Source organism: Pseudomonas sp. TE6288 (assembly GCF_054062095.1).
Genome location: NZ_JBSSEW010000017.1, coordinates 147,943 through 169,730, shown reverse-complemented (window position 1 = coordinate 169,730; position 21,788 = coordinate 147,943). Strand labels below are relative to the sequence as shown.

At 65.3% G+C, this 21,788-nt stretch carries 22 protein-coding genes; 9 read left to right on the top strand and 13 right to left on the bottom strand.

The genetic code is table 11. From position 1 onward, the window contains the following. Positions 1–203 precede the first annotated feature (203 nt). From ACVWY1_RS19375 to ACVWY1_RS19355, 5 genes are all read right to left on the bottom strand, one after another. Positions 204–1,190 carry a 2-hydroxyacid dehydrogenase gene (locus ACVWY1_RS19375; RefSeq protein WP_457378651.1) on the bottom strand — a complete coding sequence of 329 codons (987 nt, stop codon included), beginning with the start codon at positions 1,188–1,190 and terminating at the stop codon, positions 204–206. A 10-nt stretch (positions 1,191–1,200) separates the two neighbouring features. Then, positions 1,201–2,478 (bottom strand): MFS transporter, encoded by a 1,278-nt coding sequence (locus ACVWY1_RS19370; protein ID WP_457378650.1) that lies wholly within the window; start codon positions 2,476–2,478, stop codon positions 1,201–1,203. Between the two features lie 57 nt (positions 2,479–2,535). Next, positions 2,536–3,495, bottom strand: a complete 960-nt coding sequence (locus ACVWY1_RS19365) for a sugar kinase (RefSeq protein WP_457378649.1) — start codon at positions 3,493–3,495, stop codon at positions 2,536–2,538. Beyond that, the gene (locus tag ACVWY1_RS19360) at positions 3,488–4,258 is read right to left on the bottom strand and encodes a sugar phosphate isomerase/epimerase family protein (protein WP_457378648.1); all 771 of its coding nucleotides are present in this window, start codon (positions 4,256–4,258) and stop codon (positions 3,488–3,490) included. Before ACVWY1_RS19360 ends, ACVWY1_RS19365 begins: the two co-directional genes overlap by 8 nt. A gap of 72 nt (positions 4,259–4,330) precedes the next feature. Continuing rightward, positions 4,331–5,353 carry a LacI family DNA-binding transcriptional regulator gene (locus ACVWY1_RS19355; protein WP_457378647.1) on the bottom strand — a complete coding sequence of 341 codons (1,023 nt, stop codon included), beginning with the start codon at positions 5,351–5,353 and terminating at the stop codon, positions 4,331–4,333. A gap of 203 nt (positions 5,354–5,556) precedes the next feature. On the opposite strand from ACVWY1_RS19355, the gene ACVWY1_RS19350 reads away from it, so the two are divergent. Further along, positions 5,557–5,733: a hypothetical protein gene (locus tag ACVWY1_RS19350; protein ID WP_457378646.1), complete on the top strand. Its 177-nt coding sequence runs from the start codon at positions 5,557–5,559 to the stop codon at positions 5,731–5,733. A 172-nt stretch (positions 5,734–5,905) separates the two neighbouring features. Beyond that, positions 5,906–7,795 (top strand): penicillin-binding protein 2, encoded by a 1,890-nt coding sequence (mrdA, locus tag ACVWY1_RS19345; RefSeq protein WP_258701531.1) that lies wholly within the window; start codon positions 5,906–5,908, stop codon positions 7,793–7,795. A 122-nt stretch (positions 7,796–7,917) separates the two neighbouring features. Here the strand turns inward: mrdA and ACVWY1_RS19340 are convergent, their stop codons facing one another. Together ACVWY1_RS19340 and ACVWY1_RS19335 are read right to left on the bottom strand one after the other, a co-directional pair. Then, positions 7,918–8,721, bottom strand: a complete 804-nt coding sequence (locus ACVWY1_RS19340; protein ID WP_277504472.1) for an RHS repeat-associated core domain-containing protein — start codon at positions 8,719–8,721, stop codon at positions 7,918–7,920. Between the two features lie 145 nt (positions 8,722–8,866). Continuing rightward, positions 8,867–9,493, bottom strand: coding sequence for a glutathione S-transferase family protein (locus tag ACVWY1_RS19335; protein ID WP_277504473.1), 627 nt, complete (start codon positions 9,491–9,493; stop codon positions 8,867–8,869). 174 nt (positions 9,494–9,667) lie between these two features. Between ACVWY1_RS19335 and ACVWY1_RS19330 the strand changes: the two genes are divergently transcribed. Continuing rightward, positions 9,668–10,399 carry an RHS repeat-associated core domain-containing protein gene (locus ACVWY1_RS19330; RefSeq protein ID WP_431197004.1) on the top strand — a complete coding sequence of 244 codons (732 nt, stop codon included), beginning with the start codon at positions 9,668–9,670 and terminating at the stop codon, positions 10,397–10,399. Between the two features lie 107 nt (positions 10,400–10,506). Further along, entirely contained in the window at positions 10,507–10,824 is a 318-nt protein-coding gene (locus ACVWY1_RS19325) for a DUF2388 domain-containing protein (RefSeq protein ID WP_102684839.1), read from the top strand. Positions 10,825–10,862: 38 nt separating this feature from the next. Here the strand turns inward: ACVWY1_RS19325 and ACVWY1_RS19320 are convergent, their stop codons facing one another. From ACVWY1_RS19320 to ACVWY1_RS19310, 3 genes are all read right to left on the bottom strand, one after another. Continuing rightward, positions 10,863–11,798: a 5'-nucleotidase gene (locus ACVWY1_RS19320; protein WP_102684840.1), complete on the bottom strand. Its 936-nt coding sequence runs from the start codon at positions 11,796–11,798 to the stop codon at positions 10,863–10,865. 41 nt (positions 11,799–11,839) lie between these two features. Continuing rightward, a complete protein-coding gene (locus ACVWY1_RS19315; RefSeq protein WP_457378645.1) occupies positions 11,840–12,538 on the bottom strand; it encodes an MOSC domain-containing protein in 699 nt (232 codons plus the stop codon). Between the two features lie 116 nt (positions 12,539–12,654). Further along, positions 12,655–13,575 (bottom strand): LysR family transcriptional regulator, encoded by a 921-nt coding sequence (locus ACVWY1_RS19310; protein ID WP_277504475.1) that lies wholly within the window; start codon positions 13,573–13,575, stop codon positions 12,655–12,657. Between the two features lie 125 nt (positions 13,576–13,700). Between ACVWY1_RS19310 and ACVWY1_RS19305 the strand changes: the two genes are divergently transcribed. Then, the gene (locus ACVWY1_RS19305; RefSeq protein ID WP_457378644.1) at positions 13,701–14,435 is read left to right on the top strand and encodes an SDR family NAD(P)-dependent oxidoreductase; all 735 of its coding nucleotides are present in this window, start codon (positions 13,701–13,703) and stop codon (positions 14,433–14,435) included. Positions 14,436–14,451: 16 nt separating this feature from the next. Next, a complete protein-coding gene (locus ACVWY1_RS19300; protein WP_277504477.1) occupies positions 14,452–14,658 on the top strand; it encodes a tautomerase family protein in 207 nt (68 codons plus the stop codon). 38 nt (positions 14,659–14,696) lie between these two features. On the opposite strand, the gene ACVWY1_RS19295 is transcribed toward ACVWY1_RS19300, so the two are convergent. The 3 genes from ACVWY1_RS19295 to ACVWY1_RS19285 form a co-directional block, all read right to left on the bottom strand. After that, entirely contained in the window at positions 14,697–16,088 is a 1,392-nt protein-coding gene (locus tag ACVWY1_RS19295; protein WP_457378643.1) for an aspartate aminotransferase family protein, read from the bottom strand. 22 nt (positions 16,089–16,110) lie between these two features. Further along, positions 16,111–17,601, bottom strand: a complete 1,491-nt coding sequence (locus ACVWY1_RS19290; protein ID WP_457378642.1) for an aldehyde dehydrogenase — start codon at positions 17,599–17,601, stop codon at positions 16,111–16,113. Positions 17,602–17,668: 67 nt separating this feature from the next. Continuing rightward, positions 17,669–18,517 (bottom strand): helix-turn-helix transcriptional regulator, encoded by an 849-nt coding sequence (locus ACVWY1_RS19285; protein ID WP_139670661.1) that lies wholly within the window; start codon positions 18,515–18,517, stop codon positions 17,669–17,671. 314 nt (positions 18,518–18,831) lie between these two features. Between ACVWY1_RS19285 and ACVWY1_RS19280 the strand changes: the two genes are divergently transcribed. From ACVWY1_RS19280 to ACVWY1_RS19270, 3 genes are all read left to right on the top strand, one after another. Beyond that, positions 18,832–19,902, top strand: a complete 1,071-nt coding sequence (locus tag ACVWY1_RS19280) for an enoyl-CoA hydratase/isomerase family protein (RefSeq protein ID WP_102684848.1) — start codon at positions 18,832–18,834, stop codon at positions 19,900–19,902. A 16-nt stretch (positions 19,903–19,918) separates the two neighbouring features. Then, positions 19,919–21,070 carry an acyl-CoA dehydrogenase family protein gene (locus ACVWY1_RS19275; protein WP_038706259.1) on the top strand — a complete coding sequence of 384 codons (1,152 nt, stop codon included), beginning with the start codon at positions 19,919–19,921 and terminating at the stop codon, positions 21,068–21,070. A gap of 156 nt (positions 21,071–21,226) precedes the next feature. Further along, positions 21,227–21,784: a TetR/AcrR family transcriptional regulator gene (locus ACVWY1_RS19270; protein ID WP_110703995.1), complete on the top strand. Its 558-nt coding sequence runs from the start codon at positions 21,227–21,229 to the stop codon at positions 21,782–21,784. Positions 21,785–21,788 lie beyond the last annotated feature (4 nt).

Below are 21,788 nucleotides of genomic sequence, written 5' to 3'. Positions count from 1 at the left end.
CTGTTTGGCTTTGTTTTACCCGGTAGTGCTGTTAAGGCCCCCGTCGGCCCCAGGGCCGCCCCCGGCGCCCCGCCCCCCCCCGCCGGGGCCGGGGCCCCCCCCGGCCTTGAATTGCCAAGGGGTCGCAGTGCGACCCCGGGATCTCGAACCAGACAAAGGCTGTTGTTTTGGTAGACATGAGGCAAGCGCGACGCTCACCAGGTTCAGTTGTTTCGCCGCTCCCAGGCCACAGGGTTGACCAGGTTCGCCGGCCGCTCGCCGGCCAGCGCGGCCAGCAGGTTGTCCACCGCGCAGCGGGCCATGGCTTCGCGGGTCTCCAGCGTGGCCGAGCCGATATGCGGGGTGACCACCAGGTTGTCCAGTTGCAGCAGCGGCGAATCGGCCGCCAGCGGCTCCTGCACGAACACGTCCAGCCCGGCGCCACGAATGCGCCGCTCGGCCAGCGCCTGCAACAGTGCCGCCTCGTCGAGCACGCGGCCGCGGGAAATGTTCACCAGGATCGCCGAGGGTTTCATCAGGGCCAGCTCGCGCGCGCCGATCAGGTTTTGCGTAGCGCCGGTCAGCGGCAGGCACAGGCAGACGAAATCGGACTCGGCCAGCAACGCGTCAAGGCTGCGATAGCCAGCGCCGTACCGCGCCTCCACCTCGGGCCGCGGGCTGCGGGTGTGGTACAGCACGCGCATGCCGAAACCGGCATGCGCGCGCCGGGCCAGGGCCTCGCCGATACGGCCCATGCCGACGATGCCCAAGGTCTTGCCCTGCACGTCGCAGCCGAACTGCGCCGGCCCGATCCCGGCCCGCCAGTGGCCGGCGCGAATCCAGCCATCGAGCTCGACCACGCGCCGGGCACAGGCCAGGATCAGCGCGAAACCGGTGTCGGCGGTGGTTTCGGTGAGCACGTCGGGGGTGTTGGTCAGCAGCACCCCGCGCTGATCCAGCGCCTCGATATCGTAGTTGTCCACGCCCACCGACACGCTGGAGATCACCTCCAGCTGCGGCGCCAGGTCGAGCAGCGGGCGGTCCAGGCGCAGGCTGGCGCCCAGCAGGCCATGGGCGCCCGGCAGCGCCGCGCGCAAGCGCGCCAGGCCATCGGCGGCCGGCGCTTCCACCAGGGTCACCTCGGCCTGCGCGTGCAGGCGCGCCATCAGTTCATCGGACAGGCGTTTGTAGGCGACGATGCGCTTTTTCATGCTGAGGCTCCTATCGGCTCGGCGCCAGGCTGTGCCGGCGCGCCTGTTGCAAGGGGTTGAGGACGGCGGTCAGGGCCACGGCCAGCAGCAGTGCACCGCACATGAACAGGTACGAGACGCCGGGGCCGCCGGTGACACCATTGAGGTAGCCGACCAGGTACGAGCCTGAGAACGAGCCCAGCGCGCCCATGCTGTTGATCAGCGCCATGGCGCCCCCGGCGACGTTGGCCGGCAACAGTTCGGGAACGATCGCGAAAAACGGCCCGTAGGGCGCGTACATGCAGGCCCCGGCGATCACCAGCAAGGCGTATGACCACCAGAAGTGCTCGGTGCCCAGGGCATAGGAGCCGTAGAACGCCAGCGCGGCGATCAGCAGCGGCGGCCAGACGAAGCGCTTGCGCTTCTGCAGGCGGTCCGAGGCCCACGACACCCCGAGCATGGCCAGCACCGCCCCCAGGTAGGGCACCGCCGACAGCCAGCCGGCGGTGACGATGTCCAGCGCGGCGGCCTGCTTGAGGATCGACGGTAGCCAGAGGACGAAGCCATACACGCCGATGCTCCAGCAGAAATACTGCAGCGACAGGATGATCACCGTGGGCGAGCGAAACGCCTCGGCATAGTTCTTCACCGGCTTGATGCCCTGCTGCTCGGCATCCAGCGCCTCGCGCAGCGCGGCCTTCTCCCGGGCATCGAGCCACTTGGCCTGCTCCGGTCGGTCATCGACCAGGCGCCACCAGATGAACGCCCAGAGAATGGCCGGCGCGCCCTCGATGATGAACATCCAGCGCCAGTCGAACTGCTGCACCAGGTAGCCCGAGACCACCGACATCCACAGGATGGTCACCGGGTTGCCGAGGATCAGGAAGGTGTTGGCCCGCGAGCGCTCGGCGCGGGTGAACCAGTGGCAGAGGTAGATGAGCATGGCCGGCATCACCGCCGCCTCGACCACGCCCAGGAGAAAGCGGATGGCGATCAGCCAATAGACGTCGTGGACGATCCCGGTCAGCGTGGCCAGCCCGCCCCAGAGGATCAGGCTGGCGAAGATCAGCTTCTTCACGCTGCGCTTCTGCGCGTACAGGGCGCCCGGCACCTGGAAGAAGAAGTAGCCGAGGAAGAACAGCGCGCCGAGCAGCGACGACAGCGCCGGGGTGATCTTCAGGTCGTCGGCCATGCCCGAGGCCGCGGCGAAGCCGTAGTTGGCCCGGTCGAGGTAGGCCAGGCTGTAGGTAATGAAGACGATGGGCATGATGTACCACCAGCGTCTGGGTGCGAGTCGATCGATCTGCATGGGTGTTCTCCTGGTCTTGTTGTTCTTGTCACATCAGGTTGCGCACAGGCCGGCGCTTCAGCGTGCTTCGCGCGCAGGGTTTTCGTGGTGGTCCAGTTCATGACGTTGCGGCAGGCCTTCCATGTCGCCGCGGCTCTGCACCGCGCGGCTGCCGCACCAGTTGCCGCGGGCCACGGCGCGGCGCAGCGGCAAGCCTTCGAGCAAGGCGCTGATCACCCCGACGGCGAAGGCATCGCCCGCACCCACGGTGTCCACTACCCGGGCGACAGGCTGGCCGGGCACCACGCCATGGGCACCCTGGGCATCGCGCCAGTAGGCGCCTTCGGCCCCCAGCTTGATGGCCACGTATTGCGCGCCCTGCTCTAGGTAGAACTCGGCGATGGCCTGCGGCGACTGCCGACCGGTGAGCAGGCGCCCCTCCTCCAGCCCTGGCAGCACCCAGTCGGCCTTGGCCGCCAGGGCGTTGACCTCGCGCACCATGGTCTGGCGGTCGGGCCACAGCGAGGGACGCAGGTTGGGGTCGAAGGAGATGCTGCGGCCATTGGCGCGCATGCCGTCCAGCAACTGGTGGCAGAGTTCGCGGCAACTGGCTGAAAGCGCCGCCGGAATGCCCGTGGCATGCAGGTGCCGGGCCTGCAACAACACCGGCCGCAGCAGCGCGGGCGACAGCCGGCTGGCCGCCGAGCCACGGCGGAAATACTCGACTTTCGGATCGCTGCCATCGTCGCAGCGCTCCTTGAGCTGGAACCCCGTGGGGTGCCCGGCATCGATCTCGACACTGGAACAGTCCAGGCCTTCGCGGCGCAGGCTGTCGAGCACGAAGGCACCGAGCGAGTCGTCACCGACCCGGCTCAGCCATTGCACCCGCAGGCCCAGGCGTGACAAGCCGATGGCCACGTTGCTGTCGGCACCGGCGATGCGTTTGCCGAAGCCCTCGACCTGGGCCAGGTTGCCCGGCTGCGCCGCCACGAACATGGCCATGGTTTCTCCGAAGCACAGCACGTCATGCTCAGCCATGGCACACCTGCCCTTCCAGCTCGGCCAGTTGCGCGACCTGGCGCGCCGTCAGTGCCAGCAGGTCCTCGCCGGCCAGGGGGTACTCGATGGCACGCGGCAGGCCAGGGGCGAAATGCGTCATCAATTCGCGCCACTGGGCCAGGTCGAGGTCCTCGGGCACCACGGCCACCAGGCGCCCGTCGGCGCGGCGCGCCACCGCCTTGCAGTGCACGTAGCGCACCCAATGCCCCAGCAATTGCGCGGCCAGCAGCGGCGACTCGTCGTGCCAGTACCAGTTGCCGATGTCGAAGGTCATGCCCGGCGCCACGCCCTGGGCCTGAGCCTCGCGAAAAAACTTCACCAAGGTCTGCAGCCGCCCGCCGTAGGGCGTCTGGTCGTTTTCCACGAACAGCGCCGTCTTGTGCTGCAACAGTGGCGCCAGCGCCGGCAAATCGCAGCCATCCTGGTAATGACCCAGCGACACCTTGAGCGCCACCGCACCGATCTCACCCGCCAGCTGCAGGCGCTGGACAATCGCGGGCTCCAGGCTGCCGTCCTCGCGCCACAGTTCCAGAGGCGTGGAGTAGAGACTCTGCAGGCCATGCTCGGCGGCCAGGTTAGCCAAGGTAGCGGCATCAGGCGCGGCGTCGAACAGCTCCTCGCGCCACTCCACCCGCCGTGCCCCGGCCGCGGCGAGCAACGGCAGGTAACTGGCCTGACCGAACCGCCTCACGGCATCGGCACCGAAACTCGACAAGCTGATGGAGACAGTGTGCGTGCGCATCGTGGTAGTCCTTGTTCTTGTAGATGAAACCGGTTTCATTTTTTCCCGGCAACAACGGCGTCCGGGACGCCGTCAGTGGTGTGATCGGGTAGAGCCCCGCGCAATGAGCTGCGCGCGCAAATCCAGGCGCCGGGCCGGCAGAGGGCTGCCTTGCAAGCGCTCCAGCAGGCACTGGAACGCCGCAGCGCCGATGCGCCCGGTGGGTTGCGCCAATGCGCTGATGCCGTCGCCCACCAGCGGGTACCAGTCCAGGTCGTCCAGCGCCAGCAGGCCCAGGTCCTGGAACAGCGGCCCGCCCCTGGCGTGTAGCACCCGCACCAGCTCCAGGGTGGCGACACCGTTGCAACTGAACAGCGCCTGCGGGCCGTGCCCTGCCCCGGCGATGAACGCGCCCAGCTGCTCGGCGAGGCCCGCCCCCACCTCCAGCACCTGCCCGCGCAACCCACGACGCCGGGCGATGGAGGCCTGGAAGGCATCCACGCGCTCCTGCCGCGAGCTGGTGCCATCGAGTGGCTCGGTGACGGCGAGGATGTCGCGATAACCGTTGTGTTCAAGGTGATCCAGCGCCTGCTCGACGGCGTCGCTGTTGTCCAGGCCCACCAGATCGACCGGCAGGCCCGCCAGTTGCCGGTCGACCAGCACCATGGGCAGGTCGCGGGCCAGGCTGGCCAGTTCCCCGGCGCGGTGGCCCAGGGTGTTCACGATCAGGCCGTCGACGTTGTACGACTGCAGGGCCTGCAGCTGGCTGCGCTCCTGGGCGTCGTCACAGTCGGTGTTGCACACCACCAGGCTGTAGCCGTGCTGCCGACAGGCCGTCTCGACAGCGTGCATCACTGCCACGGAATAGGGGTTGCGGATATCCGCCAGGAGCATGCCGATCAGCCCGGTGCGGCCGCGCTTGAGGGCACTGGCCATGCGGTTGGGGCGATAGCCCAGGCGCTCGACGACGGCTTCGATCCGCTGCGCGGTAGCCTCGGCGAGCAGTTGCCGATCCTCGCCCATATAGCGCGAGACGGTTGCCTTGGAGACGCCGGCCGCCTTCGCGACCTCGCTGATAGTGACCCGCCCGCGGACGGGAACTGCGTCTTTATCCACCCCTGAGCCCTTCTTGTAGGTGTTTGTGCAGGGTTGATGAAACCGGTTTCAATGAAATCAGGGATGGCCCATGCCGTCAAGTGGCGGGCTTTGTGCCAAAGCAGGCGCATACACTGCCAAACCCTCCCTCCTGCCCTGTACCTCGGCCTTCAGAGCGGTATGGTGATACTTCGGACTTCGCTCGCCCTGCCCTGGAGATCGCCATGACCGCTCTGTTTCGTATCAGCCTGGTGCTAATGCTCGCCGGCATGGGAATGGGGGATATCGTGGTGGCCAGCGTCGGGCTGCTGGGCTTGTGCGCAGGTGCCGTGGTGCTCAGCGTTCGCCAGGATGAAGGTGAAGGTGCTGACGTCACCGGAGAAACTGAATTCATTGCCTAGTTGTGGCGTCAGGTGTTTCCCGCAGCTCACATGAAGGAAACTTCATGATCGCCGCAGCACCCTTGCCTGCGGGCCAGGCCCATGCCTGGGCTGCGCAGGGCGGCGCTCCCGTCTTGAGCCCCACCGCCTGCCCGCGTAGCATCGCCGCCCCACCCGCCGCTCTCCTGTGCTCATGCCGCAACCCATTCCCCTCAAGGACCACGAAAAGGAAAAGCACCTGGTCAACCGCCGGCTGCTGGCCTGCGCCCTGCTGGTGCTCGGCCTGGTGGCGGTGCTGGTAGGTCGGCTCTACGTGCTGCAGGTGTTGCAGCATGACCAGCAGTCGGCGGTGTCGGAAAACAACCGCGTGCACGTGCTGCCGATCCCGCCCGAACGCGGCCTGATCTATGATCGCAACGGCGTGGTGCTGGCCGACAACAAGCCCAGCTTCAACCTGACCATGACCCGCGAGCGGGCCGGCGATTCGAAGAAGGTGCTCGACAACCTGGCGCAAGTCCTGGGACTGTCCGATGACGACCGCCAGCAGTTCGACAAGGACCTGCGCCGCGGCCGCAAGCCGTTCGAGCCGGTGACCCTGCTGGTCGGCCTGAGCGAGGAGCAGATCGCCCTGATCGCGGTCAACCAGTTCCGCCTGCCGGGGCTGGAGGTAGAGCCGCAATTCATTCGCGAGTACCCCTTGGCCGAACACTTCGCCCATTCGGTCGGCTACGTCGGACGCATCAACGAGAAGGAAGCCAAGAGCCTCGACAGCACTGCCTACCGCGGCACCCAGTCGATCGGCAAGACCGGTATCGAGCGTTTCTACGAGGACCAGTTGCACGGCCAGGTGGGCTACGAGGAAGTCGAGACCAACGCCCAGGGCCGGGTGATGCGCGTGCTCAATCATCACGACCCGGTGCCGGGCAAGGACATCGTGCTGAGCCTCGACGCCCACCTGCAGCAAGCCGCCGAGAAGGCCCTGGGCGATCGGCGCGGCGCGGTGGTGGTGCTCGACCCGGCCAACGGCGACGTGCTGGCGATGGTCAGCAACCCGGCGTTCGACCCCAACCTGTTCGTCAAGGGCATCAGCTTCAAGCAATACGCTGCCCTGCGCGATTCCATCGACCGGCCGCTGTTCAACCGCGTGCTGCGCGGGCTGTACGCCCCAGGTTCGACGGTCAAGCCCGAGGTGGCCATCGCCGGCCTCGACAGCGGCGTGATCACCCCCGGCAGCCGGGTGTTCGACCCTGGCTACTACGAGTTGCCCAACTACGAGCACAAGTACCGCAACTGGAACCGCACGGGCGATGGCTGGGTGGACCTGTACAGCGCGATCATGCGCTCCAACGACACCTACTTCTACGACCTGGCGCACAAGCTGGGCATCGACCGCCTGCACGACTACATGGCCGAGTTCGGCCTCGGCCAGAAGGTCTCGCTTGACATGTTCGAGGAAGCGCCGGGGCTGATGCCGTCCCAGGCGTGGAAGCGCGCCACCCGGCGCCAGGCCTGGTTCCCCGGCGAAACGCTGATTCTCGGCATTGGCCAGGGCTACATGCAGGTGACCCCGCTGCAACTGGCCCAGGCCACCAGCCTGCTGGCCAGCAAGGGCGTGTGGCACCGCCCGCACCTGGCCCTGACCATCGGTGGCCAGGCGCCGGTCGACCCGCATCCGATGGCGGATATCGTGCTGCACGACAAGCATGCCTGGGACCAGGTCAGCCAGGGCATGCAGATGGTCATGCACGACCCGCGCGGCATCGCCCGCGCATCCGCCGCCGGCGCCCAGTACCGCATCGCCGGCAAGAGCGGCACCGCGCAGGTGGTGGCGATCAAGCAGGGTGAGCGCTATAACCGCGACAAGACCCTCGAGCGCCACCGCGACAATGCCCTGTTCGTCGGCTTTGCCCCAGCCGATCACCCCGCGCTGGTGGTGGCGGTGATGATCGAGAACGGCGAGGCCGGTGGCCGCGTGGCGGGACCGGTGGTGCGCGAGGTGATGGATGCCTACCTGCTGGATGAGCAGGGGCATTTGAAGGCGCAATATGTGAGGTTGGCCAAGACGGTTGCGCATACCTTGTGACTGTAAAGCCCAGGCCGCCGCGTTCAGAAAGTGCACCCTCAATTGTACGACACCAAAGCTGCAAATATAGGCTTATTGAAACAGGCCACTTCTCACGAGCGTAATTCTCATTACTTTTTGATTCACTTTCGGGGACGATAATTTTTACCTGTTCGAATTCTTGCACTACCCGGAACAAGACTGACCAACTCATTATCAACATCAAAGGCATCACGATATTGATTCTCACCAGCCTCAAAGATATCGCCAAGCCTATCGAACGGCTCATTATAATTCTTCACCTCAGCTTCGCTAGCGGGCCGGTATGTAGCCTTACCGCGCGCCGAGACTTCCCGTACAATCGTGTCAAATTCTTTGAGATCAACTCCTCTTACATAAAATTCTTCGCCAGAAACTACATACACCAACAGCTTACTTCTTTCGATAGCGGTAGTATCCCGTTTTGGCCCAAGAGAAAAATTCGCCGTATTTCCGGGCTTATCCCAAGCTTCCTGATTACGTGGGGAAAAATCTTCGCCCTCAATAGATCGCGAGGTGGATTTCCGAGTATCTATCAACATTGCCTTTTTTGCCTGTAGCCGCCTGTGACCTGACGGATCAATAGTATTCACGGGATCATTGCCACAGTAAGCATATGCATTGCAACCACCTGCGCGAAAAGGACTTAAACTATCGGGCGACATAAACCTCATTAACACTGGGCTGTACAGCCGATAGCCATTTCCGAGTAAATACCCCAGTAGCGTCTGCTCCTGCAACTGACCATTGAAACCCATTACCGAGGACAGCCCAATGGCAGGCAGCCGATAACCAAAAGCGGTATAGGGCATTTGGGGAATAACCGGCAATGCATGCAGGTGCAGCACCGAACCGTGCCGGTCGGTGGCCAGCAGGGCCATTTTCGAGCTAAAGGTTGATACTGACATGCAGACTCCTGAACAAGGTTCCTGTCTGCATGACTGTGCAGGCAACTTTCATTAGCCCGCAACTGACAAAAATGCCAGGCCTGCCAACCTGCATGCCGTGTGCCCTATCGCAAGGCAAGCCTGTATCTGCTGGTCTGGCGTTGCCTCAACCAGCGGCTTTCGGCATCAGGTCATAGGGGTGTTTCCACCCTGGCATGTCCTGGATTCGCTGCTTCCAGGCTTCGATATGCCCGAACTCGGCAACCGCCAGGCCGGTATCCTCGGGCATGTACACATAGCCCGCCAGCGAAAGATCGGCGATGGTCAGCCGTCCACCCACCATGAACGGCGTCTTCGCCAGGTGCGCATCGACGATCTGGTAGGCCGCCCTGGCCCGCTCGCGCAGGAAGCGGGTGACATCCGACTCGCCCATCTGCTTCAGGCAGTAGATGAAGCGCAACGCCGCGTAGTAGCTGGTGAACTTGTGGTTGTCGAACAGCATCCAGCGCCAGATCTCGCGCTTCTCGTGATCGTCCCGCGGGCCGAACTGGCCGCTGCGCTCGGCCAGGTAGTCGAGGATCAGCGCCGATTGGGTAAGCTTCTCGCCGGCATGCTCCAACACCGGCACCTCCCCTTGCTCGTTGACCGCGTCACGCCAGTCCTGCCCACGGGTCTGGCCATGGAAGAAGTCGACGAACACCGGCGCCCAGTCCTGGCCGGTGAGTTCCAGCATCAGCGCGGCCTTGTAGGCATTTCCCGACTCGGCAAAGCAGTGGAGCGTATATTCGGCCATGGCATCCGGTTCCTTTGATTGGCAGGCTGCAGGACAGCGAGCAGATCATGAGCAAGGGTTATGGGTCAATGTCGCCATGGCTGGCAATTGCTGGCGCGTACCTGGCAAATCTGTCAGTTGCCGAGCATCACGGGAAACTCCAAAGTCACATGGTCCCCTGACAAGGAAAACACCATGGCCCGGCTCAAAACAGGTAAGCAGTGGATCGCGATACTGGCCGCTGACACCCAAGGCTCGACCCTGTGGCACCCGTTCAGTCAGCACCCCGAGACAATCAGCTACAGCATATTCGGCCACGACCCCGGCTCGGATCCCAAGTCATCGCTACTGCGCTTCACGGCACAGTTGCGAGAGTTTACTGGGTGTTACCTGCTCGGCAACGGATACCGTGCCTACAGCCCTGTGCTGATGCGGTTTCTCTCGACCGATGACTTGAGTCCATTTGGTGAGGGTGACGCCAATGCCTATGCCTACTGCCAGAATGATCCAGTCAACAATGTTGATCCATCCGGGCATATGATGAGGCGATCATCTTCAACGACCTCCACCGACTCGACGCCGCCGAACTCTCCTGCACCAAGCCGGCGGCCCACGCCACTGCCTCATCATGTGAACGCCAGCGTAGAAGCGAGTAAAAGCGGTTTCGCCAGCAAAAAATTTGAACCACAGCCGTTTTACAGTTCACCAACACCCGACAACCCCACTCAAAAACAAAACATCCACCCGGTTCAACAAAGCTACATTGAACAAGTCGCAAACACACTCACTAACCGTAACTACAGCGCCCGCAACAACATGAATCCTAGGGGTGACTTGAGCTCATCCGGTTTTCAGGAGCAACCAAGGCCTCCCACGATGCATGAGCCTTCAACCTCGACGGAGACTGTCAGAGCCACGCATGAGTAGCCCCTGACGCATTACGTTCGCAAACATAGCGGAACTCCCTGATACCTCAAGTGCTCTTAACTGCATGCAGTAACACCCTTGGGCATCACCTTTCCGGAGGACTCGCCATGCGCCACTTACTGCTCGTTCCCTCGCTGCTGCTCCTGCTCCCTGCCGGTGCCGCCCTGGCCCGCGTCGATGCTGGGGACGTCGCCACCTCGGCGGGGGTCTCCGCCTCGCTGTACTCGACCTTCAAGGATGACAAACGGATCATCCCGGCCCGCGACGAGCTGTCGGCCTTCGTCGCCAGTGGAGGTGCCATTCGCGGGGCCTATCTGGAAGCGGCGCTGGCCGAGGTGCGCCAGGCCAATCCGGGGCTGCAGGCCAGTGACGAAGAGCTGGCCCAGGCGCTGCTGTCACAGGATGACAGGCTGGCGGATCACTGACGGACCAGGGCGACCTGGCGCCGCTTGCGCGGCGCCGGTCAGCCCGGGCGGTTGGTCACACCGAACGGGATATGCACCGACGGCACCACCGTGCTGGTGCTCTTAAGGTGCCCGGACTGGTCATCGAAGAAGATGTGCGGCTTTAGCACCTGCAATACCCTGCGCTTCTCGATACCACCCAGGAAGAACGCATCATTGGCCATTACCCCCCAGCTTTTCAGGGTATTGAGCGCCCGCTCGTGTGAAGGTGCGTTGCGCGCCGTGACGATCGACACCCGCAGGCGGTTCTCGTAAGTGGGATTGGCCAGCTTGTGCTGCTCCTCGGCCGCCTGGATGCGGGCAATGCGCACGAAGAACTCCTTGAGCGGGCCGGGGTTGTGCGGCTGGGTGACATTGATCACTTCATGGGCGTGGAAGCTGCCCAGGCCGCCCGACTGCATCACCGCTTCCGACTCATCGCCGGCCAGCACACCGTCGAAGTCGAAGGCGATGCGCAGGTTATCGTCGCTTTCATCGTCGTCGAACTTCGAATCCAGCACCTGCCCCGCCGGGTAACCAGCCTTGATCGCGGCGTCCACGTGCTGCTTGTCGGCGGACAGGAACAGCGCGATGTTCAACGCCGGGATGTACTCATACGGCGAGCGGCCTTGGGTGAAAATCGCCCGGGTCATGTTCAAGCCGTAGTGACCAATGGTCTTCATCACCCGCATGCCGGTGTCCGGGTCGTTCTGCGACAGCAATACCACCTCCACCAACGGGTCCTCGGGGTCGCCGCGCAGGTCATTGAGCGCCAGCAGGCGCTTGATGAAGGGATAGGCAATGCCCTTGCCCAGCGGCTCATCCAGGTGCTGCTCCTGGTACTTGCGGTATTGCGCCTCGCCGTCGCGGCGGAACACGGCGTCCGACTCGCTCAGGTCGAACACGGCGCTGGAAGCGACACCGATGACCAGGCGATCATCCAGTTCGAAGGCCATGGGGCATTCCTTGTGTGGGTAGATGTTGTGCGCGATGCCGTTCAGCTGTCGCTGCGGCCGTGCAGGCGCGAAGTCCAGTCCTCGACCTGGCGTTGCTCCAGGCGTTTTTCCAGGGTCCGGCGCCAGTTCGGCACCAGTGGCAGTTCCAGGCATTCACGCAACAGGCCGGGCTCCAGTTGCTTGTCGAACAGCACCGCCGAAAGCCGCGCCACCGACCACTGGCCATAGGGCCGCTCGACCAGTTGCAGGGCATCGCCCGCCTGTACCTCGCCCTCCTCCAGCACCCGGTAGTACCAGCCGGTGCGTCCGCTCTGCTGCACCCGCAGCGCCATCTGCGCCACGTCGAAACGGTCGTTGAGCTTCCAGCACGGCATGCGCCCCTGGGAGATCTCCAGCAATGCCGTGCCGACGCGGATACGGTCGCCCAGGCACACATCGGCCTCGCGCCAGCCGCTGCTGCTGAAGTTCTCGCCGAAGGCACCGGGCCGGGTCAGCAAAGGGTGTTCGCCGAGTTCCGCGACCCAGTCGGGGTAGTGGTCGCGGGGATAGTGGTGGATGGCCTTCTCGACGCCGCCGTGCACGCGCAGATCGCCCTGTTCGTCACAGGCGATACCGAGCAAGGTCACCCGCAAGGGGCCTTGGCGGGGTTGCTTGTCGATGGCGCTGAGGGAACCTGGGCGGGTGAATGGCCGGGCGCTGCCGGTGAGCAGGCAGTCCAGGCGCGGTCTGGGCGAGGTCATGCGGCGGTCTCGTGTTGAAGTCCGGGAGAGCTTACACCAGAGCCCGCGAGAGGCCCAACCGGCCGATTGCCGGAGCTGCTCAGAGCATAGTCCGCCAAGGTCGGCGCCACAGGGCTTCAGCCCAACGGCAGACCCACCTCGGCCACCAGGAAGTCGATGAACACGCGGACCTTCAGCGCCATGTGGCGGGCCTGGGGATAGACCAGCATGAACGGCCGCGATGTGCCGCCATGCCCGGCCAGCACCTCCACCAGCTCGCCGCTGTCCAGGGCGTCCTGCACGGTGAAGCGGTAGGCCTGCATCAGCCCGCCGCCATGACGCACCAGGGTGGTGGTGGCGAGAAAATCGCCCAGGCAGGTCAAGGCGCCCTGGGTTTCCAGCTCGACCCATTGCCCCTCGCGACGAAAACTCCAGGGAGGACGCCGGCCATTGCTGGGCAGTTCGAACTGGATGCACTGGTGCCCGGCCAGGTCCTCAAGGGTCTGTGGCACACCGGCCTGGGCCAGGTAGCCCGGGGTGGCGACCACCACCAGCTCGGCATCCTCCAGGCGCCGGGCCACCAGCCGCGAGTCGGCCGGTGCGCGTCCGCGAATCGCCAGGTCGAAATGCTCTTCGGCGAAATCGACGTTGCGGTTGCTCACGTGCACATCCACCTGCACCCGCGGATAGCGTTGGCGAAAACGCGGCAGCAGTGGCAACAAGCGGTGGTGAGCGTAAGGTGTCGGCGCACTGATGCGCAGGCAGCCTGCGGGCTCGAGCTGGCCGCCGGTGACCTGGCGCTCGGCCTCGACCAGTTGGCCCAGCGCCTGGCGGCAATGCTGGTAGTAGGCCTGGCCGGCCTCGCTCAAGCGCATCTGCCGGGTTGTACGCACGAACAGGCGCACGCCCAGGCGTTCCTCCAGGCGCGCCACCGAACGGCTCACCGCCGCGGGGGTGACACTGGCGAGGGTCGCGGCCTCGGTAAAGCTGCCGGCATCGGCGGCAAGGCAGAACAGCTCCAGGCTGCCCAGTTGCAGATCATCGAAGTGGCGGGTCATGGGTGGCTCGATTGATTACACGATGTATCGATTGAAGTGCCAAACGCCTCATTTTTCAAGTCGGCGTTACAGCCTAGAGTGGCTGCACACCCGAGCACTGGCTCGACCCACCGGAGATTTCCCCCATGAGCACCGCAAGAACCGTCATCATCACCGGCGCCTCCAGCGGCCTGGGCTTCGCCCTGGCCCAGGCCTTCCTCGAGCGTGGCGACAACGTGGTCGGCAACGCCCGCACCCAGGTTCGCCTGGACCAGGCCGCCGCCCGCCTGGGCAACCCGCGTGGCTTTATCGGCGTGGCCGGCGACATCGCCGAGAAAGCCACCGCAGAGCGGTTGTTCGCCACCGCCCAGGAAGCTTTTGGCCGGGTCGATATCCTGGTCAACAACGCCGGCATCTTCATCCCGAAACCAGTGACCGACTACACCGAGGCCGATGTCGACGCGCTGGTCGGCACCAACCTCAAGGGCTTCTTCTACCCCGCCCAGGCCGCCGCCCGGGTGATGAAGGCGCAAGGGCACGGGCATATCGTCGCGATCACCGCTTCGGTGGCGCTGCAACCGGACACCCGCGTGCCGGCACTGTTGCCGGTGCTGGTCAAGGGCGGGCTGAACCAGGCGGTCAAGGGCCTGGCGCTGGAACTGGCTGCCAGCGGCGTGCAGGTCAACGCCGTGGCCCCGGGGATCATCGACACCCCGCTGCACAACGGCAGCACCGAAGGCCTCGGCGCACTGTCGCCGAGTGGACGCACCGGCCAGCCCGAGGACGTGGTGAACGCCGTGCTGTACCTGACCGACGCGCGCTTCGTCAGCGGCGCCGTGCTGCCCGTCGACGGTGGCAGCACCGCCGGCACCTGGCACTGAAACGGGAGCCACGCACATGCCTTATGTCCATATCCGCGTCACCGAAGAAGGCGTCACGGCCGAACACAAACGCCAGCTGATCGAAGGCACCACGCGTTTGCTGGAACAGGTGCTGAACAAGCCACCGGCGAGTACTTTCGTGGTCATCGAGGAGGTGCCCACCGACAACTGGGGGGTCGCTGGCGAGACGGTGACGGCGCTGCGCCAGCGCGAAGGTCGTTGACGCTTCACCGTCGAAGGGGCGCCTGCGCGCCCCAGGTTTCAGCCTCGACCCACCGATTGCGCCACACGGTCCACCGCGATACGCGTCTTCTCCACCAGTTCGTCCAGCTCGCCACGGCTGGCCACCAGGGCCGGCGCCATGATCATCCGCCCCAGGGTCGAGCGGATGATCACGCCTTCCTCGAAACCGAAGGTGCGGCACTGCCAGGCCAGGTCGTTCTCGTTGGCGAAGCGCTTGCGCGTGGCCTTGTCCTCGACGAACTGCAAGGCTGCCACCAGGCCGGTGCCCTGTACTTCACCGATCAACGGGTGGTCGGCGAACACCTCGCGCAGGATGCGCTGCAGGTACGGGCCGGTGTCGTCCTTGACCCGGCGCACGATACCCTCGTCGCGCAAGGCCTTGAGGTTGGCGATAGCTACCGCCGCCGTCACCGGGTGGCCGGAATAGGTCAGGCCGTGGGCGAATACCCCGCCCCGCTCCACCAACGCCTCGGCAATACGCTTGCTCAACACCAGGCCGCCCATGGGCACGTAGCCGCTGGTCAGGCCCTTGGCGATGGACAGCGTATCCGGCTCGAAGCCGAAGTGCTGGTGGGCAAACCATTCGCCGGTGCGGCCGAAACCACCGATCACCTCGTCGGCGCACAGCAGCACGTCGTACTGGCGGCAGATGCGCTGGATCTCGGGCCAGTAGCTCTCGGGCGGGAAGATCATGCCGCCGGCGCCCTGGAACGGCTCGGCGATGAAGCCTGCGACATTCTCGGCGCCCAGTTCGAGGATCTTCTCCTCCAGTTGCTGGGCGCAACGGCGGCCGAATTCCGCCGGGGTCAGCTCGCCACCCGCGGCGAACCAGTACGGTTCGTCGATATGCGCCACGTCCGGGATCAACCCGCCCATTTCGTGCATGAACTTCATGCCACCCAACGCCGTGGCCGCCAGGGTCGAGCCGTGGTAGCCGTTCCAGCGGCCGATCATGATCTTCTTGCGCGGCTGGCCGACCACCTGCCAGTAACGGCGCACGGTGCGGATCAGCACCTCGTTGGCCTCGGAGCCGGAGTTGGTGTAGATAGCGTGGCTGTAGTGGCCGGGCAGCAGGCTGAACAGCAGCTCGGACAGCTCGATCACCGCCGGGTGGGTGGTGTGGAAGAACATGTTGTAGTACGGCAGCTGGTCCATCTGTGCGGCCGCAGCGGCGGTCAGGTCCTTGCGGCCATAGCCGAGCTGGGTGCACCACAGGCCGGACATGCCGTCCAGGTAGCGGCGGCCGTCGTTGTCCCACAGGTACAGGCCCTCGCCGCGGGTGATGACCCGCGGTCCCTCGGCGTTGAGCGCCTTCTGGTCGAGGAAGGCGTGAATGTGGTGGGCGGCGTCGCCAGCCTGGTAGTCGCGGGTATCGCGTTTGCCGGTCGCCGGGGTGATGGGTGCGTTCATTGTTGTTCTCCTCGGGTGAATATCAGCGCAGCTGGATCCAGGTGGTCTTGAGCTGGGTGTACTTGTCGAACGAATGCAGCGAGAGGTCGCGGCCGAAACCGGACTGCCGCCCGCCCCCGAAGGGCACGGTCACATCCAGGGCGTCGACGGTGTTGACCGACACCGTGCCGGCCCTGAGCCGTCGGGCAACGCGGTGGGCACGGTTGAGATCGTCGCTCCACACCGACGCGGCCAGCCCATAAACGCTGTCGTTGGCCAGGGCGATGGCCTGCTCCTCGTCGTCGAAGGTGCTGACCGCCAGCACCGGGCCGAAGATCTCGTCACGGGCCAGGGCCATGTCCTGGCGCACGTCGGTGAAGATCGTTGGCGTGATGAAGTTGCGCGAGCCGTTCACGCTCAGGCGCTCACCGCCGCAGCGCAGTCGTGCGCCCTGCTCCCGGGCCTGGCCGATGGCGGCTTCGATACGCGCGGTCTGCGTGGCATCGACGATGGCCCCGGCACGGCTGACCGGATCCAGCGGGTCGCCGGGCAGCCATTCGCGGGCCTGGCGCAGCAGACGCTCAACGAACTCGTCGTGGATCGAGCGCTGCACGTACAGCCGCGAATTGGCCGAGCACACCTCGCCCTGGTTGAAGAAGATGCCGAACGCGGCCTTTTGCGCCGCCAGGTCGAGGTCGCGGCAATCGTCGAACACCAGGTTCGGGCTCTTGCCGCCGCATTCGAGCCACACCTGCTTGAGGTTCGACTGCGCCGAATACTGCATGAAGTACTTGCCCACCTGGGTGGAACCGGTGAACACCAGGCAATCCACGTCCGGGTGCAGGCCCAGGGCACGGCCAGCGGTTTCGCCCAGGCCCGGTACCACGTTGAGCACGCCCTCCGGCAACCCGGCCTCCAGGGCCAGCTCGGCCAGGCGCAGGGCCGAGAATGGCGACTGCTCGGCGGGCTTGAGCACCACGCTGTTGCCTGCGGCGAGCGCCGGGGCGACCTTCCAGGCGGCCATGTCCAGCGGGAAGTTCCAGGGCACCACCGCGCCGACCACGCCCAACGCCTCGCGGCTGATTATCGCCACGGCGCTGGCGGCGGTCGGGGCGACCTGGTCATAGAGCTTGTCCAGCGCTTCGCCATACCAGGCGAACACCTGGGCCGCGCCGGGCACATCAATGGTGTAGGCATCCATCACCGGCTTGCCCATGTTCAGCGAGTCGAGCAGCGCCAGTTCCTCGCGGTGGGCCAACATCAGCTCGGCCAGGCGCAGCAGTACGCGCTTGCGCTCGGCCGGCGCCATGCGTGCCCAGGGACCGTGCTCGAAGGCGCGGCGGGCGGCGCTCACCGCCTGGTCGATCTCGCTGTCGGCACAGGCGGCGACCTGGGCCAGGCACTGCTCGGTCGCCGGGTTGATGGCGGCGAAGGTGGCGCCGTCGCGGGCCGCCACCGGGCGCCCGTCAATCAATGCGGTGGTGATGAAGCTTTGCCGCGCGGCGCGCTGCAGCCAATCGCTTTTCGTATGCACGCAGGTCTCCCCTCCGGCCACACCCGGGCCGGTGATTGTCGTTGTCTGGATGAGGTGAAGCGGTGGGTCAGCGCCGTCGCAGGTAGCTTTCCAGCGGGTCCTTGCTCAAGCCTTCCTGGGCCTGGGCCAGCGAGGCGATGAACAGCGAGAACAGCTCGGCCTGGGTGGCGATATCGAGCTTGGCGTAGAGGTTCTTGCGGTGGGTCTTGACCGTGTCTTCGCTGATGCCCAGGCGCTCGGCCAGCGAACGCGTGGAATGGCCGCGCAGCAGGTACTGGGCGACATGGCACTCACGCTCGGTGAGCAAGGACGAGCCGAAGTTGTTCAGCGCGGCGTTGATCTGCCGCCCCAGCGCGCTTTCGAAGCGCCCGCCCAGGGCCTCGGCATCCAGCTGCCCCCAGTGCCGGCGCACCACCGCCGCCACCCAGGCGGCGACGCACTTGAGCTCGGCCACCTGGCGACTGCCCAGGCGCCGGGTGCTGCCCAGGGCCACGGCGATGGTCAGCTGGGCGTCCAGCGGCACCAGGTAGTTGAGTTCGTCCTCCAGGTGCGCGTGCTGGTAGAACGAGGTGTAGTACTCGCTGCGTTTGAAGTGATCGGGGGCGACGTCGCTCAGGCGATAGCAACCGGCGGGCACGCCGTCCATGCAGGCGCGGTAGAACGGGCACAGCAGGTAGTAGCCTTCGAGGTACTTCTGCACGTTGCCCTCGGGCAGCCAGGGCCCCTCGTCGTCCTTGGCGAACAGCGCCGACGGCAGGCCCTTGCGCGGATACAGGAACACGGTGATGGCCTGGCACGCTGCCAGTTGGTTGAGCGCGGCGAACAGTGCCTCGACGAAGCCTGGGGTGCCGATGGCGTCAACCACGCGGGCCATCTGCGCATACCAGTCGGGCGAATTCAGCTGGGCATTGCTCATTATTGTCTTCCCCGCCAGGGTGAGTGCTGGCCGGGATTGTTTCATGGGGGGGGACGGGGCGGCTATCACCCTTCGGGGTGAGAGGCGACCATCGTTCCGCCTGTAGCGACGCCATCGCGGGGCAAGCTCCTACAGGTAACCGGTAGTTGCTACAGTGGGTGCCTCGGCCAAGAGCGCGCGTGACGACAAAAATGCAGGGCAGCCCTGCAGATTTGCCAATTGTGCAAGGTAATTTTGCATGACAGGATCGACCGATCCGCTCGCGCACTCCAGGACTTCACTTGGAAAATCAATAACAAAGCAGGGAGACCGCGATGACCGCGCACGCTCAACCCTCGGCAACGGATCAGGTACTGGCCGAGGTCCGCAACCACATTGGCCACCTCACCCTCAACCGCCCAGCCGGCCTCAACGCCCTGACCCTGGACATGGTGCGCAGCCTGCAGCACCACCTCGACCAATGGGCGCAGGACCCGCAGGTGCAGGCCGTGATGCTGCGTGGCGAGGGGCCCAAGGGTTTCTGCGCCGGCGGCGACATCCGCTCGCTGCACGACAGCTTCAAGGCCGGCGAAAAGCTGCACGAGGAGTTCTTCGTCGAGGAATATGCCCTGGACCTGTGCCTGCACCGCTACCGCAAGCCGGTGCTGGTATTGATGGATGGCTTCACCCTCGGCGGCGGCATGGGCCTGGCCCAGGGCTGCGACCTGCGCATCGTCACCGAGCGCAGCCGCCTAGGGATGCCCGAGGTGGGTATCGGCTACTTCCCGGACGTCGGCGGCAGCTACTTCCTGTCCCGCGTGCCCGGCGAGCTGGGCATCTACCTGGGCGTCAGCGGTACCCAGGTCAAGGCTGCCGACGCTCTGTATTGTGGCTTGGCCGACTGGTACCTGGACAGCGCCAGGCTGGCCGCGCTGGATGAAGGCCTGGACCGCCTGGTATTCGGCGAGCATCCGCTCAAGGACCTGCAGGGCCTGCTGGCCAAGCTCGGCACCCAGGTGCTCGAGGACGCCCCGCTGGCGCGCCTGCGCCCGGTGATCGACCACTTCTTCGCCCTGCCCGACCTGCCCAGCATCATCGAACAGCTGCGAGCCGTGACCATCGGCGACAGCCACCCGTGGGCGCTGGAGACTGCCGCCCTGCTGGAAACCCGCTCGCCGCTGGCCATGGCCGTGACCCTGGAGCTGCTACGCCGTGGCCGCCACCTGAGCCTGGAAGACTGTTTCGCCATGGAACTGCACATCGACCGCCAGTGGTTCGCCCACGGCGACATCATCGAGGGCGTGCGCGCCCTGATCATCGACAAGGACAAGCAGCCGCGCTGGAACCCGCCGACCCTGGGCGAACTCACCGCGCAGCGCGTCGACCAATTCTTCGAAGGCCTGTGAGCCCGGGAGTACACAGATGCAAGACCTGGAACTGAGCGAAGAACAGATCATGATCCGCGACATGGCGCGCGACTTCGCCCGCGGCGAGATCGCCCCCCATGCCCAGGCCTGGGAGAAAGCCGCCTGGATCGATGACGACGTGGTACGCAAGATGGGCGAACTGGGCCTGCTCGGCATGGTGGTGCCGGAAGACTTCGGCGGCAGCTACACCGACTACGTCGCCTATGCCCTGGCGGTCGAGGAGATCGCCGCCGGCGACGGCGCCATCGGGGCGCTGATGAGCATCCACAACTCGGTGGGCTGTGGCCCGTTGCTGGCCTACGGCACGCCTGAACAACAGCAGGCCTGGCTGCCGCCACTTGCCAGCGGCGAGGTGATCGGCTGCTTCTGCCTGACCGAGCCCCAGGCCGGCTCCGAGGCCCACAACCTGCGCACCCGCGCCGAACTGGTCGATGGCCAGTGGGTGATCAATGGCGCCAAGCAGTTCGTCAGCAATGCCCGCCGCGCCAAGCTGGCCATCGTCTTCGCCGTGACCGACCCGGAGCTGGGCAAGAAAGGCCTCTCGGCGTTCCTGGTGCCCACCGACAACCCTGGGTTCAAGGTCGACCGCAGCGAACACAAGATGGGCATCCGCGCCTCCGACACCTGCGCGGTGACCCTGGACAACTGCCGCATCCCGGCCGCCAACCTGCTCGGCGAGCGCGGCAAGGGCCTGGCCATTGCCCTGTCCAACCTTGAAGGCGGGCGCATCGGTATCGCCGCCCAGGCCCTGGGCATCGCCCGCGCGGCCTTCGAGGCGGCACTGACCTACTCCCGCGAGCGCATCCAGTTCGGCAAGCCGATCAACGAGCACCAGAGCATCGCCAACCTGCTGGCCGACATGCAGGTGCAGATCAACGCCAGCCGCCTGCTGATCCTGCACGCCGCGCGTCTGCGCAGCGCGGGCAAGCCTTGCCTGTCGGAGGCCTCCCAGGCCAAGCTGTTTGCCTCCGAGATGGCCGAGCGGGTCTGCTCGATGGCGATCCAGGTGCATGGCGGCTACGGCTACCTGGAAGACTATCCGGTGGAGAAGTACTATCGGGATGCTCGGATCACCCAGATCTACGAGGGCTCCAGCGAGATCCAGCGGATGCTGATCGCCCGTGAGCTGAAGCATTATCCGATCTGACGTTCCCATCGCGGGTCAAGGCTGCTCCCACGGTGGAGCAGCCTTGACCCGCTATGAATTGTTCAAACCATGAGATTTATTCGTCTCATATGATACAATATTGGATCTTTCGTCTCTTTTCGCCTGCCCGACAGCCGAACCCCGACTGAGGTCCTTATGCGCAGATCCCTCCAAGAAGAACGCCTGCTCAAGGCGCTGGCCCATGCCATTGTCGTTCATCCCCGCGCCACCCTGAAAGAGCTGGCGGAAACCGCCGGGGTCAGCAAGGCCACCCTGCACCGCTTCTGCGGTACCCGCGAAAATCTGGTTAACCTGCTCGAGGACCACGGCGAGCACGTGCTCAACCAGGTCATCCAGGAAGCCGACCTGGAACGCACCGAACCCTTGGTCGGCATTCGCCACCTGATCGCCGAGCACCTCAAGCATCGCGAAATGCTGGTATTCCTGATGTTCCAGTACCGCCCCGACACCTTGCTCAACAACGCCGAGGATCTGCGCTGGCAGGCCTACACCCAGGCCATGGACGCGTTCTTCCTGCGCGCCCAGCAACTGGGCGTGCTGCGCATCGACATCAGCGCGGCGGTGTTCACCGAAATGTTCATGACCATGATCTACGGCATGGTCGATGCCGAACGCCGTGGCCGCGCCGCCAGCGCCAACACCGCGCAGACCGTGGAACAGTTGTTCCTCAACGGCGCGCGGGCCCAGGCCTGAAGCT